This window comes from Cohnella sp. GCM10027633 (genome assembly GCF_042675445.1).
Taxonomy (GTDB): Bacteria; Bacillota; Bacilli; order Paenibacillales; family Paenibacillaceae; genus Cohnella.
In genome coordinates this window covers 122766-139626 of sequence record NZ_JBHTGV010000013.1, presented here as the reverse complement: position 1 = coordinate 139626, position 16861 = coordinate 122766, and the positions used below count along the sequence as shown (strand labels likewise).

General features: G+C 60.8%; 16 protein-coding genes and 1 other annotated feature. Of the genes, 14 read left to right on the top strand and 2 right to left on the bottom strand.

Going from position 1 to position 16861, the window contains the following annotated elements; genetic code table 11:
* Positions 1–31: 31 nt before the first annotated feature.
* From ACFQZG_RS22805 to obgE, 6 genes are all read left to right on the top strand, one after another.
* Positions 32–1267 (top strand): Rne/Rng family ribonuclease, encoded by a 1236-nt coding sequence (locus tag ACFQZG_RS22805; protein ID WP_378156753.1) that lies wholly within the window; start codon positions 32–34, stop codon positions 1265–1267.
* A gap of 115 nt (positions 1268–1382) precedes the next feature.
* Positions 1383–1485, top strand: a sequence feature (ribosomal protein L21 leader region).
* A gap of 13 nt (positions 1486–1498) precedes the next feature.
* Complete coding sequence (rplU, locus tag ACFQZG_RS22800; protein WP_378156751.1) at positions 1499–1810, top strand: 50S ribosomal protein L21; 312 nt, start codon at positions 1499–1501, stop codon at positions 1808–1810.
* 11 nt (positions 1811–1821) lie between these two features.
* Entirely contained in the window at positions 1822–2172 is a 351-nt protein-coding gene (locus ACFQZG_RS22795) for a ribosomal-processing cysteine protease Prp (protein WP_378156749.1), read from the top strand.
* Positions 2173–2176: 4 nt separating this feature from the next.
* Entirely contained in the window at positions 2177–2488 is a 312-nt protein-coding gene (gene rpmA, locus ACFQZG_RS22790) for a 50S ribosomal protein L27 (protein WP_378156747.1), read from the top strand.
* A gap of 166 nt (positions 2489–2654) precedes the next feature.
* Positions 2655–3410: a Spo0B domain-containing protein gene (locus ACFQZG_RS22785; RefSeq protein WP_378156745.1), complete on the top strand. Its 756-nt coding sequence runs from the start codon at positions 2655–2657 to the stop codon at positions 3408–3410.
* A 68-nt stretch (positions 3411–3478) separates the two neighbouring features.
* Positions 3479–4813 carry a GTPase ObgE gene (gene obgE / locus ACFQZG_RS22780; RefSeq protein ID WP_378156743.1) on the top strand — a complete coding sequence of 445 codons (1335 nt, stop codon included), beginning with the start codon at positions 3479–3481 and terminating at the stop codon, positions 4811–4813.
* A gap of 66 nt (positions 4814–4879) precedes the next feature.
* Here the strand turns inward: obgE and ACFQZG_RS22775 are convergent, their stop codons facing one another.
* On the bottom strand, positions 4880–5905 hold the full coding sequence (locus ACFQZG_RS22775; RefSeq protein WP_378156741.1) for an HD-GYP domain-containing protein: 1026 nt from the start codon (positions 5903–5905) through the stop codon (positions 4880–4882).
* Between the two features lie 168 nt (positions 5906–6073).
* Here ACFQZG_RS22775 and ACFQZG_RS22770 point away from each other — a divergent pair, with 168 nt between their 5' ends.
* From ACFQZG_RS22770 to ACFQZG_RS22745, 6 genes are all read left to right on the top strand, one after another.
* Positions 6074–6511, top strand: a complete 438-nt coding sequence (locus tag ACFQZG_RS22770) for an ACT domain-containing protein (RefSeq protein WP_378156739.1) — start codon at positions 6074–6076, stop codon at positions 6509–6511.
* Between the two features lie 59 nt (positions 6512–6570).
* Positions 6571–7857, top strand: coding sequence for a homoserine dehydrogenase (locus ACFQZG_RS22765; protein WP_378156737.1), 1287 nt, complete (start codon positions 6571–6573; stop codon positions 7855–7857).
* 11 nt (positions 7858–7868) lie between these two features.
* Positions 7869–8882 carry a homoserine kinase gene (gene thrB, locus ACFQZG_RS22760; protein ID WP_378156735.1) on the top strand — a complete coding sequence of 338 codons (1014 nt, stop codon included), beginning with the start codon at positions 7869–7871 and terminating at the stop codon, positions 8880–8882.
* Positions 8879–9754 carry a prephenate dehydratase gene (gene pheA / locus ACFQZG_RS22755; protein WP_378156733.1) on the top strand — a complete coding sequence of 292 codons (876 nt, stop codon included), beginning with the start codon at positions 8879–8881 and terminating at the stop codon, positions 9752–9754. The genes thrB and pheA overlap by 4 nt, the downstream gene beginning before the upstream one ends.
* 167 nt (positions 9755–9921) lie before the next feature.
* Positions 9922–11322 carry a LysM peptidoglycan-binding domain-containing protein gene (locus ACFQZG_RS22750; protein WP_378156731.1) on the top strand — a complete coding sequence of 467 codons (1401 nt, stop codon included), beginning with the start codon at positions 9922–9924 and terminating at the stop codon, positions 11320–11322.
* A 64-nt stretch (positions 11323–11386) separates the two neighbouring features.
* Positions 11387–12094, top strand: coding sequence for a BofC C-terminal domain-containing protein (locus tag ACFQZG_RS22745; protein WP_378156729.1), 708 nt, complete (start codon positions 11387–11389; stop codon positions 12092–12094).
* A 71-nt stretch (positions 12095–12165) separates the two neighbouring features.
* Here ACFQZG_RS22745 and ACFQZG_RS22740 read toward each other — a convergent pair whose 3' ends face one another.
* Positions 12166–15534, bottom strand: coding sequence for a hypothetical protein (locus ACFQZG_RS22740; RefSeq protein WP_378156727.1), 3369 nt, complete (start codon positions 15532–15534; stop codon positions 12166–12168).
* A gap of 204 nt (positions 15535–15738) precedes the next feature.
* Between ACFQZG_RS22740 and ruvC the strand changes: the two genes are divergently transcribed.
* Positions 15739–16242, top strand: a complete 504-nt coding sequence (gene ruvC, locus ACFQZG_RS22735; RefSeq protein ID WP_378156725.1) for a crossover junction endodeoxyribonuclease RuvC — start codon at positions 15739–15741, stop codon at positions 16240–16242.
* On the top strand, positions 16239–16856 hold the full coding sequence (gene ruvA, locus ACFQZG_RS22730; RefSeq protein WP_378156723.1) for a Holliday junction branch migration protein RuvA: 618 nt from the start codon (positions 16239–16241) through the stop codon (positions 16854–16856). Before ruvC ends, ruvA begins: the two co-directional genes overlap by 4 nt.
* Positions 16857–16861 lie beyond the last annotated feature (5 nt).

The window sequence follows — 16861 nt, the reverse complement described above, 5'->3', positions numbered from 1 at the left end:
TAAAGAAAAGCGCAACCAGCGGGAGGTTTGCATGAAGCAGCTGTTCATCCATTGCTCGCAAAACGTTACCCAATCGGCCTTGCTCGAGAACGGAAAGCTTGCGGAATTCAGCGTGGAGAAAGTCGAAGGAACGTCGCTCATCGGCAATCTCTACAAAGGGAAAGTCGTCAACGTTCTGCCGGGCATGCAAGCTGCTTTCGTCGATATCGGATTAACCAAGAACGCGTTCCTGTACGTGGACGACGCGCTGCACCCCCACTTGGACAAGCAACCGAAGGACAAGCCGTCCATCTCGGATCTGCTCAAGCCGGGAGACGAACTGCTCGTGCAGGTTATGAAAGAGCCGCTCGGCGGCAAAGGCGCTCGCGTCACGACCCACTTCTCCTTGCCGGGCCGCTGGCTCGTCTTCATGCCTGGCGCTGATTATATCGGCATATCGAAGAAGATCGATCTAGAATCGGAACGCCTTCGCCTCAAGAGTCTGGCGGAAGACATTCGCCAGGATGGCGAAGGGCTGATCATGCGGACGAACGCCGAGGGGGAAAGCCGCGCCTCGCTCGAGGAGGACTTGAACGGATTAAGGCGGAAATGGCAGGACGTCGCGGCGAGCAGCGCGCGATCGGAAGCGCCCGCGGAGTTGCATAGGGATTCGGGGCTCGTGCAGCGGCTTATCCGCGACGTCATTACGCCCGACACGGAAGAATTGATCATCGACGACGAAGCGCGCGCGAAGGACGCGAAGGAATACGTCAGGCAAGCCGTCCCCGGACTGCAGGACCGCGTCAGGTTCTACGGCGAACCGCAGCCGATGTTCGAGAAGTTCGGCATCAAGGAACAGCTCGACAAGGCGTTCCAATCGCGCGTCTGGCTGAAGAGCGGCGGGTACTTGGTGTGGGACCAGACGGAGGCGCTTACCGTAATCGACGTGAACACCGGCAAGTATACGGGCACCGCCTCGCTCGAGGAGACGGTATTCCAGACGAACCGGGAAGCGGCGGAGGAGATCGCCCGGTTGCTCCGGGTACGGGACGTCGGCGGCATCATCATCGTCGATTTCATCGATATGGAAACCGAGGAGCATCGGCACCAAGTCGTGCAACGGCTGGAGACGACCATGAAGAAGGACCGCACGAAGTGCCAAGTCGTCGGATGGACGCGTCTCGGCTTGCTCGAGATTACTCGCAAGAAGGCGCGCGCGAACGCGATGAACTACTTCTACGAGACGTGCGCCGCCTGCAAAGGCAGCGGGAAGATTTACGTGCGATAACCCGTTCGGCATCATTCCTCGCGACTTTCGAAGGCTTGCAAGGTTTGCTTAAGTTTACGGTTGAATTCATTTGGGCATTATGATAAACTACGTTAGTGCGTGCAATCTGAAGTTTTGCAGGCTACAACCGCACTCCACCGGGTCGACAAGACCGGCGCTGCCCTGGCTGAACGAAGCTGCGGCAACCGGCACCCCATGAGGCGAGTCTTAGACATGAGGAGGTGCAACAGAATGTACGCGATTATCGAAACAGGCGGCAAGCAATACAAAGTCCAAGCAGGCGACGTTATCTTCGTCGAGAAGCTTGCGGCTAACGCAGGCGACAGCATCACGTTCGACCGCGTGCTCGCGGTATCCAACGGCAACGGTCTTACGACGGGTGCTCCGCTCGTATCCGGCGCGTCCGTAACGGGCAAAGTCGAGCAACAAGTCAAAGGCGAGAAGATCATCGTCTTCAAGTACAAGCCTAAGAAGAACTACAAGCGTAAGCAAGGTCATCGTCAACCGTACACGAAAGTGACGATCGAGAGCATCAAGGCGTAAGAGGTGGCCTTATGATCAAGATTACGCTCGTGCGGAACGGACGTAGCCATATTACGCGGTTTACCGTATCCGGTCACGCGTATTACGACGACCCGGGCAAAGACATCGTCTGCGCCGGCGTGTCGGCGGTCGCGACGGGAACGGTGAACGCCATCGAGAAATTGACGGGGCTCGCGCCCGATGCCGAGGTATCCGAGAAAGACGGGTTGTTGAAGGTGGTAACGCCGATCAGCGACGACGAAGCCCGGAACGCCCAAGTCCAGCTGTTGCTGGAAGGCATGCTCGTTTCTCTGGAATCCATCGCGGATGCATACGGCAAGTACGTCAAAATAAAAGTAACCTTTGCGGAAAAAGGAGGTTGACACTATGTTGAAGCTGAATCTTCAGTTGTTCGCCTCGAAAAAAGGGGTAGGTTCGACGAAGAACGGACGCGATTCGCACTCCAAGCGCCTTGGCGCTAAACGTGCGGACGGACAAAACGTTCTCGCGGGCAACATCCTGGTACGCCAACGCGGCACCAAGATCCACCCGGGCAACAACGTCGGCATCGGCAAAGACGACACGCTGTTCGCGCTCGTGACCGGCGTCGTGAAATTCGAACGTTGGGGACGCGATCGCAAGAAAGTGAGCGTATACCCGCTCGAGCAAGCGCCAGTAGCCGCTGCTCTTGAAGTCTAATACGGCACCGAGAACACCCGGCCATCGTAATCATGGCCGGGTTTTTGCGTAAACGGCGACGCGACTTGGTACTCATGGTGACGCCGCGAGCCCTCGTGCTATACTGAGGAAGCGATAAGACGTGCCGTCGGAACGAACGAAGGGCTGAGAGGAACGGGGAAGTCGAATGAAGGTAAGGAAATTAACGCCTTGGGAAATCTTCGCGGCTTCCTCGCTCGCGTTGCCCATCGCGGCGATATTCGTCTGGCCGGACCCATGGTGGCCGCTTGCTCTATTCGTGATTTGGAGCGTCGCGCTTGGGGGTATCCTAATGTACGCGGCGTCTCGCAGGGATCGCGAGCGTTACGAGCGGCTGCTCGACCATGCGCATGCTTCGGTGATCCAGACGCTTAGCCATCATCGGCACGATTGGATGAACGAGTTGCAGGTGCTGTACGGCTATTTGCGCTTGAACAAGCCCGATAAAGCCGTGGCGATCGTGGATCGCATTCGAGCGCGAATGGACCATGACAGCCGGTTGTCCCATTTCGGCATTCCGAAGCTGTCGATCTATCTGCTGTCGTTCCGTACGATGTGCGACACGATGCGACTCGACGTAGAGGTACAGGAAGGGTTGCAGCTGGATCGGGCGCCTTACGATACGGACAAGCTCGCCCTCGCGATTATCGGGATGATCAACGTCATTCGGGTAAGAACGGGCGCGGCCTCGAGCTACGATAACGTACTGAAGCTGTCGCTGTCGCAGTCCGAATCCGGCTTGCAGGTCGATCTGGCGTATACCGGAGAGTTAGCGGCAGCGGATAGCGTGAACGCGGATTTAACGCAATGCCTGGACGGCATCGGACATGTAGCGCTAGAGCAGCTGTCCGAAGAGAAGCCGCAAGCGAGAACGCTCGTCGTTCGATTCCCGCTGCCGGCCTAAATTAACGTGACGGCAATGCCATGGACGCGCGCAGGCGGTCCGGTTGCCGCACTTGGAGTGAAATCAACATGTTCGTAGACAAAGCGAAAGTATTCGTAAAAGGCGGGGACGGCGGCGACGGTCTGGTCGCGTTCCGCCGCGAGCTGTACGTGCCGGAAGGCGGGCCGGCGGGCGGGGACGGAGGAGACGGGGGAGATCTTATCTTCCGCGTGGACGAAGGTCTCCGGACGCTCATGGACTTCCGTTACCAGAAGCACTTCAAGGCGCCGCGCGGCGAGAAGGGCCGCAACAAGAGCCAGCACGGCGCGAACGCCGAGGATTACATCGTCCGCGTGCCGCCGGGCACGATCGTCATAGACGACGATACGGGCGAGCTGATCGCCGACTTGACGCGGCACGACCAGCAGGTCGTCGTCGCCAAGGGCGGCCGCGGCGGACGGGGCAACACCCGGTTCAAGAGCCCGGCGAACACCGCGCCGGCGATCGCCGAGAACGGGGAAGAAGGCCAGGAGCGTTGGGTTACGCTGGAGCTGAAGGTCATGGCGGACGTCGGTCTCGTCGGCTTCCCGAGCGTCGGCAAGTCGACGCTGCTGTCCGTCGTGTCCGGCGCGCAGCCGAAGATCGGCGCATACCACTTCACGACGCTGACGCCTAACTTAGGCGTCGTCGACCTCGGCGACGAGCGGAGCTTCGTCATGGCGGATTTGCCCGGGTTGATCGAGGGCGCGCACACGGGCGTCGGACTCGGGCATGAATTCCTGCGGCACGTCGAGCGCACGCGCATTATCGTCCACGTCGTGGACATGTCCGGCATGGAAGGCCGGGATCCGTTCGAGGATTGGGAGAAGATCAACGACGAGCTGAAGCTGTACAACGCCAAGCTCGCCGATCGTCCTCAGATCGTCGCGGCGAACAAGATGGATATGCCGGACTCGGAAGACAATCTCGCGGAATTCCGCGCGAAGGTCGAAGCGGCCAAGCCGGATATCCTGATCATGCCGATCTCCTCTCTCACGAGGCAAGGCGTGCAGGAACTGCTGTACAAGGTGGCGGACTTGCTCGATTCGTTGCCCGAGTTGGCGGAGACGGAAGAGACGGACGCGAAGGAAGCCGAGGAAGGCATCGTCTACCGGTTCGAGCCGGAAGGCGGCGCCGAATTCACGATTACGCGGGATAACGACGCGTTCGTCATCCATAGCGAAGCGATCGAGAAGCTGCTGCGGCGCACCCAATTCGGATCTCACGAAGCGGTCGTCCGCTTCGGACGCATTCTGCGGGGCATCGGCGTCGACGCCGAACTGCGCAAGCGCGGCGCGAAGGACGGCAACACCATTCGGATCGGCAAGTTCGAATTCGAGTTTTTCGAAGGCGGAACGGACGATTATTTGTTCGAGGACGCTTAAGCATAACCGCAAGAAGCCCCCGTCGCCTGATCGGCCGCGGGGGCTTCGCTACGTTATCGGGACGCGTCAGCCGACGATCTGCTCCATGTAGATGCCGGTTTCCTTGCTAAGATCGATGAACGATTCTCCCGTATGAATCAGAGGGCGGGTCGGATCCATCGGCGGGATGAGCACGACGCGGCCGATCCGGCCGTCGGTCAGTTCCACTTCGCAACCGATCAGTCCGTCCATTAACCGCCTGGTGAACAAAAGCAATATGCTCGTATCGAAATTTCCGAGGTTGCCCGTGTACATCTGGTGCAGAATCTCGTAGAAAGGCGAAGCGTTCCGGTAGGAACGATCGCTCGTCAGCGCGTGGAACACGTCGGCGATGGCGACGATCTTGCTGAGCGAATCGATCATATCGCCCGTCACGCCGAACGGATAACCGCTGCCGTCCTCGCGTTCGTGGTGCTGGAGGGCGATCAGGGCGGAACGCCAGTCGAGCTCCTTGCATTCTTGGATCAACTGGTAGCCGTATACGGTATGCTTCTTCATGATCTCGAACTCTTCGTCCGTCAGCTTGTCCCTCTTGTTCAGGATATGCTCGGGAATCCTCATCTTGCCTACGTCGTGCAGGATCGCTCCCATCGTTAGAATCGCTTGTTCGTTCTCGGGAAGCTTCAGCCATTTGCCGATCATGGACGAGATCGCGCCGACGGCGATATTATGGCGATACGTATAGTCGTCCTTCGCCTGCATCGAGACGAGCAGCGGGAATACGCGGAGCTGCTCCGTCGATTGCACGATAGCGGGCAATACTTCCTTGCGAATGTCCATGAACGGAATCGTTCCGCCTTGTCGAATGTCATCGAACAGCCGTTGAATCGTCTCGACCGATTCTTCCAGCGCCTGAAGCGCCTGGTCTTGCTTGGATAGAGGCTCGAAGTCGGCTTCCGTCAATTCGATGCGATGGCGATGAACCTTCATGATGTCTTCATCCGAGAGCGGATGCCCCGCGGGGAGCAGGACGACGCCGTTCCCGGCGTGCAGGTCGCTCCTCAGGCGTCTTCCGGTCCAAGCGCGCTGGTTGGCGTTTAAGTTAGGCTCCATCCGATACCTCCGGCAAGCTTATTTAATCTAAATGCTCCCAGTATACCACATGGTTAGGCATCTTTTGACAATTTTCTCGCAAGTGGAAGCCGCCTATTGCCTCGAGTGAAGATTTTCGATATAATGTCCACCATGAGCATACATTCGTCTCTTGTGGGAGGACGGAAGATGGCGGAGCGCTATTATGTCGTTCGGGAAGACTTGCTGCCCGAAGGCATCCTCAAGACGGAGCAGGTCAAGGAGCTTCTCCGGCGCGGGGAAGCGGCGACGGTTCACGAAGCGGCCGAACGCGTCGGATTAAGCCGAAGCGCGTTCTACAAATACAAGGACGGCGTCTACGCGCTGGAGCAGACGACACGCGAACGCATCGTTACGTTGTCGATGGACTTGGAGCATCGCTCGGGCGTTCTGTCCAAGGTGCTCGGCACGCTCGCGGCCAGCGAAGGGAACGTTCTGACGATCTCGCAATCGATTCCGCTGCAAGGGATGGCGAACGTCGTCGTGTCCGTGGACACGTCGCTCATGAACGGAGAGCTGGCGGAACTTCTAGAGAAGCTTCGCGCCATCGACGGCGTGAAGCGGGCGATCGTCGTCGGCAGAGGCTAGCGCGACATAGGCATCGGAAGACGAGTCATTGGAAGATAGATAGAATCGGAGGAGTCAGGATGAAGCCGGTAAAAGTAGGATTGCTCGGATTAGGCACGGTCGGAACGGGTGTCGTTCGCATCGTCGAAGGCCACCAAGAGGATTTGCGCAGTCAAGTCGGCTCGCACATCTCGATCGCGAAAATATTGGTGAAAGACCGTTCGAAATCCCGGAGCGTCAACGTGGATCCGAACAAGCTGACGGAGGATCCGTGGGAGATCGTCCGCGATCCGGAGATCGACGTCATCGTGGAAGTGATGGGAGGCATCGCCCAATCCCGCGACTTCATTCTCGAAGCGCTCGAGCGCGGCAAGCACGTCGTTACCGCGAATAAGGACTTGATGGCGATGCACGGACCGGAAATCCTGGCGAAGGCGCGGGAGAAAGGTTGCGACGTGCTGTACGAAGCTAGCGTCGCAGGCGGCATTCCGATTATCCGGACGCTGATCGAAGGCTTCTCTTCGGATCGCATCACGAAGATCATGGGCATCGTAAACGGGACGACGAACTATATTCTGACGAAGATGAGCCAGGAGGGCGCCGCCTACGAGGATGTCCTGAAGGAAGCGCAGGCGCTCGGTTACGCGGAATCCGATCCGACGTCCGACGTGGAGGGGCTGGACGCCGCCCGCAAAATGACGATTCTGGCGACGCTCGGCTTCCGGGCCAACGTCGCGCTGGAAGACGTTCGCGCGAGCGGAATCAGCGGCGTTACGCAAGAGGATATCGGCTATGCGAAGCGGCTCGGCTACCAGGTGAAGCTGCTCGGTATCGCCGAGCGGGACGAAGACGCGATCAGCGTCAGCGTGCAACCGACGATGGTGAAGACGAGTCATCCGCTCTCGTCCGTAGGCGGCGTGTACAATGCGGTATACGTTCACGGGGAAGCGGTCGGCGAGACGATGTTCTACGGACCCGGCGCGGGCGAGCTGCCGACGGCGACGTCCGTCGTGGCCGACTTGGTCGCCGTCGTCAAGAACATGAAGCTGGGCGTGAACGGACGCCAAGCCGGTCTTAGCTATAAGGTCATGAAGCTCAAGACGGACGAGCAGATCGCCTCGAAGTACTTCCTGCTGCTGCACGTCGACGACCGCGCGGGCGTGCTCGCTCAAATCGCCCAAGTGTTCTCCGGTCTCGACGTCAGCATCGAATCGGTCATGCAGCCTTCCGCGCCGAACAAGTCGGGCGCCGAGCTGATCATCATTACGCATAACGCGAGCAAGGCGGCGATGAACGACGTACTGGATGCGTTCGAAGCGCTGCCCGCCGTGCAACAAATCAAAAGCGTCTACCGCGTCGAGGGGTAAAGGAGTCCGCAATGAGCCTGAATAATAACGCAACGATCGCCGACCGCGTCGTGGTCAAGGTTCCGGCAAGCACCGCTAACCTCGGACCGGGCTTCGATTCGCTTGGTATGGCATTATCTTTATTCGCATGGGTGAGTCTCGCGCCAGCAAGCGAGACGCGGATTACGCTGCACGGCGACAATCTCGGCGGCGTTCCGACGGACAAGACCAATCTCGTGTACGAGGTCGCGCAAGCCGTATTCGAGCGCGCGGGAACCGAGCTTCCCGAACTGGACATCGCGATCCGGTCGGATATTCCGCTGACGCGAGGGCTAGGCAGCTCCGCGGCGGCGATCGTCGGGGCGCTCGTCGCGGCGAACGCGCTGATCGGGGATCCGCTCTCCAAGGACGAGTTGTTCCAGATGGCGACCGCCCTCGAGAAGCATCCGGATAACGTAGGCGCCTCGCTGTTCGGCGGCATAATCGTCGCCGCGTGGGACGGAACTCGCGCGGAGCACGTCAAGCTCGATCCGCCCGCGGGCTTGGCCGTAATGGCGGCCGTGCCGCAATTCGAATTGGCGACGAAGAAGGCGCGCGGCATATTGCCGGAGAGCCTGTCGCTTACGGACGCCGTCTTCAACGTCTGCCATAGCTCGCTGTTGACCGCGGCGCTTGCCAGCGGAAGGTTGGACCTGCTTCGCTTCGCGATGCGGGACCGGCTGCACCAGCCGTATCGCGCGCCGCTCATACCGGGCATGGAGAAGATTCTGCGCGAGGCGTGCGACAACGGCGCCCTCGGCGCGGTGCTGTCCGGCGCCGGCCCTACGCTGCTGCTTCTCGCGGAAGCGGGGGATGAGCCGAAGAAGGGATTGCTGGAAAGCTTCGTCGTGAAGTCGATGAAGGACGAAGGCATCGACGTGGCGACAAGCTGGCTGGCGCCTTGCTTGCATGGCCCGCAGGTGCGCAAGCTGAGCAAGGACCAACCGGAGTTCGGAGATGCGCCCGACCGCATTCTCGCGGCATCCGAAGCGGAGGTGAGCGCATGACGAGACGCAAAGTCGCGCTGCTGCCTAGCGGCACCGTATCCGACGAAGCGACCAGGTACTTGTTCCGGGGCGAGGACGTCGAGTTCGTGTATTACAAAATGATTCAGGACGTGTTCCAATCGACCGCGAGAGGCGTTACGGATTGGAGTATCATTCCGATCGAGAACACGATCGACGGCTCGGTAAGCCTGCATATGGATTGGCTCGTTCACGAGGTCGATCTGCCGATTCAAGCGGAATGGATCTATCCGTCGATTCAGAACTTGATCGGAAGACGAGACGAGCTGTCGGGCGAAGACGGCGCTTGGGATCCAGGAAAAATTACGAAGGTGATGAGTCACCCGGTAGCGATGGCGCAATGTCAGCAATTCGTGCGCGCCAACTTGCCCCACGCCGAGCTCGAGACGCTGAGCAGCACGAGCGAAGCGGTACGCGTGGTGAAGGCGAACCCTGGACTCGGATGGGCGGCGATCGGCACGAAGCTCGCGGCGGAGGACCTCGGCTTGGATATTCTCCGGGAAGGCGTGACCGACCACGACAACAACTACACGCGCTTCCTGCTCGTCGGCAACGCGCCGCTGGAACGGCCTCAGGCGCCGCTTCGGAAGACGAGCATCCTGATCACGCTGCCGGAAGATTACCCGGGCGCGCTCCATCAAGTGCTGTCCGCGTTCGCTTGGCGCCGGATCAATCTATCGAAGATCGAATCGCGCCCGACGAAGAAGAAGCTGGGCAACTATTATTTTTACATCGATATCGAACTGTCGCTCGATACGGTACTGCTGCCGGCCGCGATCTCCGAGATCGAGGCGATCGGCTGCCAAGTACGCTTGCTGGGCTCGTATCCGAGCTTGCCGTTCGTAACCGAATAACGTCCCCGAACGAAGCGATCGTTCACGAATCCGGCATCCCGTCCTGGGGTGTCGGTTTTTTATGCTCGGAAGGATGTCAAACGCCCATTGCCTGCATAGGATGTAGGGATTGCGCGAGGGCATCCGCCCGCACGTAGAGGACGTTATCCGATCAGGGAGGGAACGGCGTGAAGATCCATATGGTGAAGCAAGGGGATACGTTGTATTTGATCGCCAAGAAGTACAACGTGCCATTGGAAGAGTTGATCAAGGCGAATCCGGAGATCAGCAATCCGGATGAGCTGGCGATCGGCACGAAAGTCAAAATCCATTCGCAGCCGAAATCGGCGGTCGAAGTGATGCACCAGCATATCGTTCAGCAGGGAGACAGCCTGTGGAAGCTGTCCAAGGCGTGGGGCATTCATTTGTCAGATATGATCAAGGCGAATCCGCAGTTGAAAAATCCGAACGCGCTTCTTACGGGCGAAGTCGTGAATATTCCGAAGGCCGGTTCCTCGAACGAAGGAGTAGGCTCGGCGGGACACGGCGGTATGCATGGGAAGGCGCCTACAGGCGTGAAGCCCGAAACGGGCGCGAAGCCGAACACGGGCGCGAAGGCGGAAACCGCACCGATGCCGATGCCGTTGCCGACGCCTCTTCCGGCACCGGTGCCGATGCCGATGCCGATGCCGATATCGGAGAAGATCGCTCCCGTCATGCCGCACGCGCCGGCATATCCGGTGCAAGACATTCAACCGATCTACGGAGGCCATGCGGCGCCGAGCAAGGATCTGTTCCTGCAATATCCGACGCCTGCCGTCGTAGCGGGAGCCGTGGCGGACGACTGCCCACCGGATTACGGCTTCGGATTTCCTTCCGCGGTATCTCCCGCCGTTCAACCGCAAGGCGGATACGGGCACGCTCCTATTCAGGGCATCGGCTCGCTTGACGGACAGTTGGGTAACCTCGGAGGAAATATCCATGGCGGTATAGGAGGCTGGAACGACAGCAATTACGGCGGGCATACGGCGCACAACGCTCCGTTCCCGAACGCCGTCTCTCCCGCTTCCGTCGGCGGTTGCTCTTCGTGCGGGGCGCCGATCGGCTGGCCGAATACGGCGGGTGCATTCCAGGGCATGGGCAATCCAAGCGCCGTGCAACCGATCGCTTCGTCGCCTTACGACGGTTACGGGTACGGAACGGTTCCGCAGGTCGGCGGGGTTCAAGCCGGGGCCATGCCGAACGTCGGTTATCCGGGCTACTACGGCAGCTATCCCAATGCGCAAGTGGCGGGGGCCGTATCGCCGGCCGACTTGATATCTCCGGGCCATGGCTTTTCCTACGCCGGCGCCGAGCCTTACGCTTACGGCGGATTCCCGTCGATTCCGGCATTCCCGTCGCTCGGATCCATGACGCAGCCGGAATCGTTCGACGGGTCATACCGCGATCCGTCCGACGAGAGCGGGGAAGTCGAGCATCAGCCCGCGGCTCAGGCGAAACCTCGCGCAGCGAAGGCAAAGCCTCGGCATGCGGCGGCGAAGAAGAGCAAGCCGAGACGCAAAGAAAGCTTGCCATGGATAAATTGGTAACCTAAGCGCATAGTACCGGAATTCCCAGGCAACAATAGAGAAAAAGGCAGAGAAGGGGATTCCGGTGCTACGCTTTCGCGTTTTCAAGGAACTGAAGAAGAAGCTGAAACGCAAACGCCGTCATATCTGGTCGCTCGGCATCGGCGCGGCCGTATTCGCGCTGGCGACGCTGGCCGGCTCCTGGGGGGCTTACGCGATCGTCAAGAGTTGGACCGCCGACGTGCCGGACGACGCGGTCGCCGTCTTCTCCGCGTCGGACAAGCTCGGATTCGGTCCCGGTTACGGAGAAGCGAACCGCGACAAGACGATCGCCTCGCTGCGCGAGCGCAAAGGGGACGTCGAGCTCGTGCTGCACCGAACGTACTTGTGCGGAGAAGAAACGAGGAAGCTCGGGATGCATACCCCGGAAGAGGCCTATAACCTGCTCCTCGCTCACCGGGAATGGGATGCATCGATGACGGACGGAGGCAAAGTCACTCTATCGGAAGACGTCGACGATCTGTCGCCGCAGTGCCGCAAGACGGCGTATATCGGCATGGACCAGGACGGCAATCTGTCGCTGTTCAACGGGCCTCCGCAGAAGGATAAAGTCGTCCGAACCTTTTTCCAGTTGGACGTGAAGACGCTGCAGACGAGCTTGACGCAGGAGAAGCTGAGGGAGCTGCTTCACGGCATCCGCGTGTCGGACAAGGACGAATACAACAGCGTCATCTCCACGTTCAGCGATTATGCGCGGCTGAAATCGCGCGGCGTGATGGGACACGAAGAATAGATGGATTCCGGACAAAAAAGTCAACCGCCAGCGGCGGTTGACTTTTTATTTGGCATTCGCAAGCTCGCGCGTTAGATTGCGCTCGAGATGAATACCGAGTACATAGCGGTCTGCGTCACATTATTATTCAAGTACAGGGAAATCGCGCTCGTTCTGGAGACAGGGTTGCCAACGACGTTACTCGTCCACGTGACGTTCGCCTGCGCGAGAGTTAACGGCGCGTAAGCGCCGCCGTTCGATACGCGGACCGTTTGCGCGCCGACGTCGGTCGGCCGAATCGTGAAGATGATCGTCCCGGTCTGGGCGACGCCGATCGTTAGGGTGACCGTCGAGATCACGTTGCCGGGCAGCGGCGAAGCCGCGCTGTTGATGACGTCCCAACAGATTTGGTAGAGATACGTACCGGCCATCAAGTTGTTGATATTAATAGAGGCGGAGAACCCGACGATGCTGCCGGCTCCCCCCGTGACGTAAGGCAACGCTTGGGACAGAGCTCCCGGAGAGCCAGCGATCCGTTGGAAGCCGACGTTGTTGCCGCTGAACAGGATCGCTTTGGTTGAGGTAGACGACGCCGGACCCGTGGCGCCGGTAGAACCGGTAGCGCCAGTAGCGCCAGTAGCGCCTGTTGCACCGGTAGCACCGGTAGCGCCAGTAGTGCCGGTAGCACCGGTAGCGCCAGTTGCACCGGTAGCGCCAGTAGCGCCAGTAGCACCTGTAGCGCCAGTAGCACCTGTAGCACCTGTAGCACCTGTTACGCCGGTATCGCCAGTAGCGCCAGTAGCGCCGGTAGCGCCAGTAGCGCCGGTAGCGCCAGTAGCGCCTGTTGCGCCGGTGGCGCCAGTAGCGCCGGTAGCGCCAGTAGCGCCGGTATCGCCAGTAGCGCCGGTAGCGCCTGTTACACCGGTATCGCCGGTAGCGCCAGTAGCGCCGGTAGCGCCGGTAGCGCCAGTAGCGCCAGTAGCGCCAGTAGCGCCGGTAGCGCCGGTAGCACCAGTAGCACCAGTAGCACCAGTAGCACCAGTAGCACCAGTAGCTCCGGTAGCGCCTGTTGCACCGGTAGCGCCAGTAGCACCTGTAGCGCCAGTATCGCCGGTAGCGCCAGTAGCGCCAGTGGCGCCGGTAGCGCCAGTAGCTCCGGTAGCGCCAGTAGCGCCAGTAGCGCCAGTAGCGCCAGTAGCGCCAGTATCGCCAGTAGCTCCGGTAGCGCCAGTAGCGCCAGTGGCGCCAGTGGCGCCGGTATCACCAGTGTCACCGGTTGCACCGGTTGCTCCGGTCGCGCCAGTAGCACCAGTAGCACCAGTAGCACCAGTAGAGCCTGTATCGCCTATATCGCCGGTTGCGCCAGTAGCGCCGGTAGCACCGGTATCGCCAGTAGCGCCGGTAGCGCCGGTAGCACCAGTAGCACCAGTAGCACCAGTAGCACCAGTAGCACCAGTAGCACCAGTAGCACCAGTAGCTCCTGTAGCTCCTGTAGCTCCTGTAGCTCCGGTAGCACCTGTATCGCCGGTATCGCCTGTTGCTCCAGTGGCTCCAGTGGCTCCAGTGGCACCGGTAGTTCCGGTCTCGCCTGTTGGTCCGGTAGCACCGGTCGCGCCCCCGGCCGGTCCCGTTTCGCCGACCGCTCCGGTTTCCCCTGTTGCACCCGTCGGCCCAGTCGCGCCCGTATCGCCTGTTGCACCGGTCGCGCCAGTAGCTCCGGTATCGCCGGTTGACCCTCCGCCCGGTCCCGTCGGCCCGGTGGCTCCCGTAACCCCGAATCCGGTAGCGCCCGTATCGCCAGTCTCTCCGGTCGCGCCGGTAGCTCCAGTGGCTCCGGTAGCTCCTGTATCCCCGGTCTCACCGGTAGCACCAGTCTCTCCGATATCGCCCGTTGCACCAGTCACACCGGTAGCACCTGTTGGGCCTGTCGCTCCTGTAGGTCCCGTGGCACCTGTAGTTCCGGTAGCGCCTGCATCGCCCGTAGCACCGGTGGGTCCCGTCGGACCCGTACTGCCCGTTGCACCAGTCACTCCGGTAACGCCTGTTGCTCCCGTCGCTCCGGTAGGTCCCGTGGCTCCTGTAGTTCCGGTAGCGCCTGCATCGCCCGTCGCACCGGTTGCTCCAGTATCCCCGGTAGCGCCAGTTGCACCTGTAACGCCTGTAGTTCCATTCGCTCCGGTAGCGCCTGCATCGCCCGTCGCACCCGTTGCTCCAGTGTCGCCGGTAGCGCCTGTCGCGCCGGTTGGTCCCGAAGCACCGGTCGCGCCGGTATCCCCTGTGGTGCCAGTCGCGCCGGTTGCTCCGGTGTCCCCGGTTGCCCCCGTATCGCCAGTCGCTCCACCGGTCGGTCCCGTGTCGCCGATCGGTCCGGTCGCTCCCGTTTCTCCCGTCGCGCCAGTCGTGCCCGTTGCACCCGTCGCGCCGGTAGCGCCAGTAGCACCCGTGTCGCCTGTTGAACCTCCGCCCGGACCGGTTGCTCCAGTCGGTCCGGTCGCTCCCGTTACTCCGAATCCGGTCGCGCCCGTGACACCCGTATCGCCAGTGGGTCCCGTCGGTCCCGTTGCTCCGGTGTTGCCCGTGGCACCCGCGTCGCCAGTGGGTCCCGTCGGCCCTGTTGCCCCCGTTGAGCCGGTATTGCCGGTCGCTCCCGTCGTGCCAGCGTCGCCGGTTTCACCGGTAGCTCCTGTAGCGCCGGAATCGCCGGTTACGCCCGTTGCACCCGTTGCGCCTGTGGCACCGGAATCGCCTGTCGCTCCTGACGCGCCGGTCGGCCCGGTAGCTCCCGTGGCTCCTCCGGCAGGCCCCGTATCTCCGACCGGCCCGGTCGCTCCCGTCTCCCCGGTCGCGCCAGTCGTGCCCGTGAGTCCGGTCGCTCCGGTCGGTCCCGTCGCGCCGGTATCGCCGGTCGAGCCGCCGGCTGCCCCGGTGGCCCCCGTCGGACCCGTTGGCCCCGTCACCCCGAATCCGGTTGCACCCGTGTCGCCGGTAGATCCCGTAGCCCCGGTAGCCCCGGTAGCTCCCGATACGCCGAATCCGGTCGCACCGGTATCGCCGGTAGCACCCGTCGCTCCGGTGGCTCCCGTGGATCCCGTCGGCCCCGTCGGTCCAGACAATCCGATTCCGGTTGCCCCCGTAATCCCGGTCGCGCCAGTAGCGCCTGTAGCCCCTGTAGCGCCTGTAGCCCCTGTAGCGCCCGTCGCCCCCGTTGCTCCGAACCCGGTTACCCCCGTAATCCCGGTCGCGCCAGTAACGCCAGTAGCCCCGGTTGCGCCTGTAGCCCCTTTCGGCCCCCTCGGTCCTCTTTTGCAGCATCGGCAATGCTTCTTATGTTTCCGGCATCGGCAATGCTTGTGTTTCTCGCATCGGCAATGCTTTTTCTTTTTCTTGCACTTGCAATGTTTCTTCTTATGCCTGCCGCACTCGTGCGGCTCCCGGTCATCTTCGTCGCCCGATCGCTTCAACTTGCTCCCACCGCCTCGTCCTCTGATGGGATATTGTATAAGCTTGTATCAATTATGGTAACGACTGTCCGCAAAAACAATCATTGTCCCAGACCGAATAGCCGCACCCGAATTTATGTTCTCCTTCTGTTCTCATCCCGTTCGACTTTTGCTATAATCATAGGATAGTCGATAGCGATAGGAAGAAAGCGGGGAAACGCGAAGATGAGAGTGCTCGGCATAGACCCCGGAATCGCGATCATGGGCTTCGGATTCATCGATAAGTCCGGCCATAAGCTGACGCCCGTGCAATACGGGAGCATCGTGACGGAGGCGGGAACGCCCCAAGAGATACGTCTCAAGCAAATATACGAATCGGCTTGCGGCTTGCTCGATCAATACAAGCCGGACACGGTCGCCGTGGAGAAGCTGTTCTTCAATAAGAACGTAACGAACGCGTTCAGCGTCGGCCAAGCGCGGGGAGTATTCATGCTCGCGGCGGCGCAGCGCGGCCTTCCGATCTCCGAATATACCCCGATGCAAGTGAAGCAGGCGGTCGTCGGTTACGGCGCCGCGGAGAAGAAGCAAGTGCAGGAGATGGTTCGGATGCTGCTGAAGCTGCAGGCCGTGCCGAAGCCGGACGACGTCGCCGACGCGCTCGCGGTGGCGATCTGCCATGCGCACTCCGTCGTGATGAATGATAGAATGAATGGAGCGACGCTAAGATGATCGATTTCCTGCGAGGCAAGGTCGTACATACGGAATTGGAATACGTCGTAATGGACGTTCGCGACGTCGGATACCGGGTGTTCACGCCGAATCCGTACGCGCTCGCGGCTAAGGAAGACGCCGTGCAGCTCTTCATCCATCATCACGTCCGCGAAGACGCGATCCAATTGTTCGGATTCGCGACGCGCGACGAACAGTGGCTGTTCCGAAGGCTGCTCGAAGTGTCCGGCATCGGACCGAAGGTCGCTCTCGGCATCATGGCAGGCGGCAAGCCGGAGACGATCGCGGCGGCGATCCAGCAAGAGAACCTTACGTTCCTTACGAAGCTGCCCGGCATCGGGAAGAAGACGGCTCAGCGCATGATTCTCGATCTGAAGGAGAAGCTCGGCGGCACGGACGGTCTATGGACGGCATCGGCGATCGAGGAAGTAAGTTCGCCGGCGGTCATGGGCGGCGGCGCCTCGTGGGCGGCCGCGCGCGAAGCGCTCGGAGGCTTGGGCTACCGCGAAGCGGAGCTGGACCGCGCATGGCACGCGATGAAGGACAAGGTGACCGGCAGCGAATCGCCGGATGCTCTCATGAAGCTGGCGCTCCAGCAACTTTTTCAGGGATAATCGCG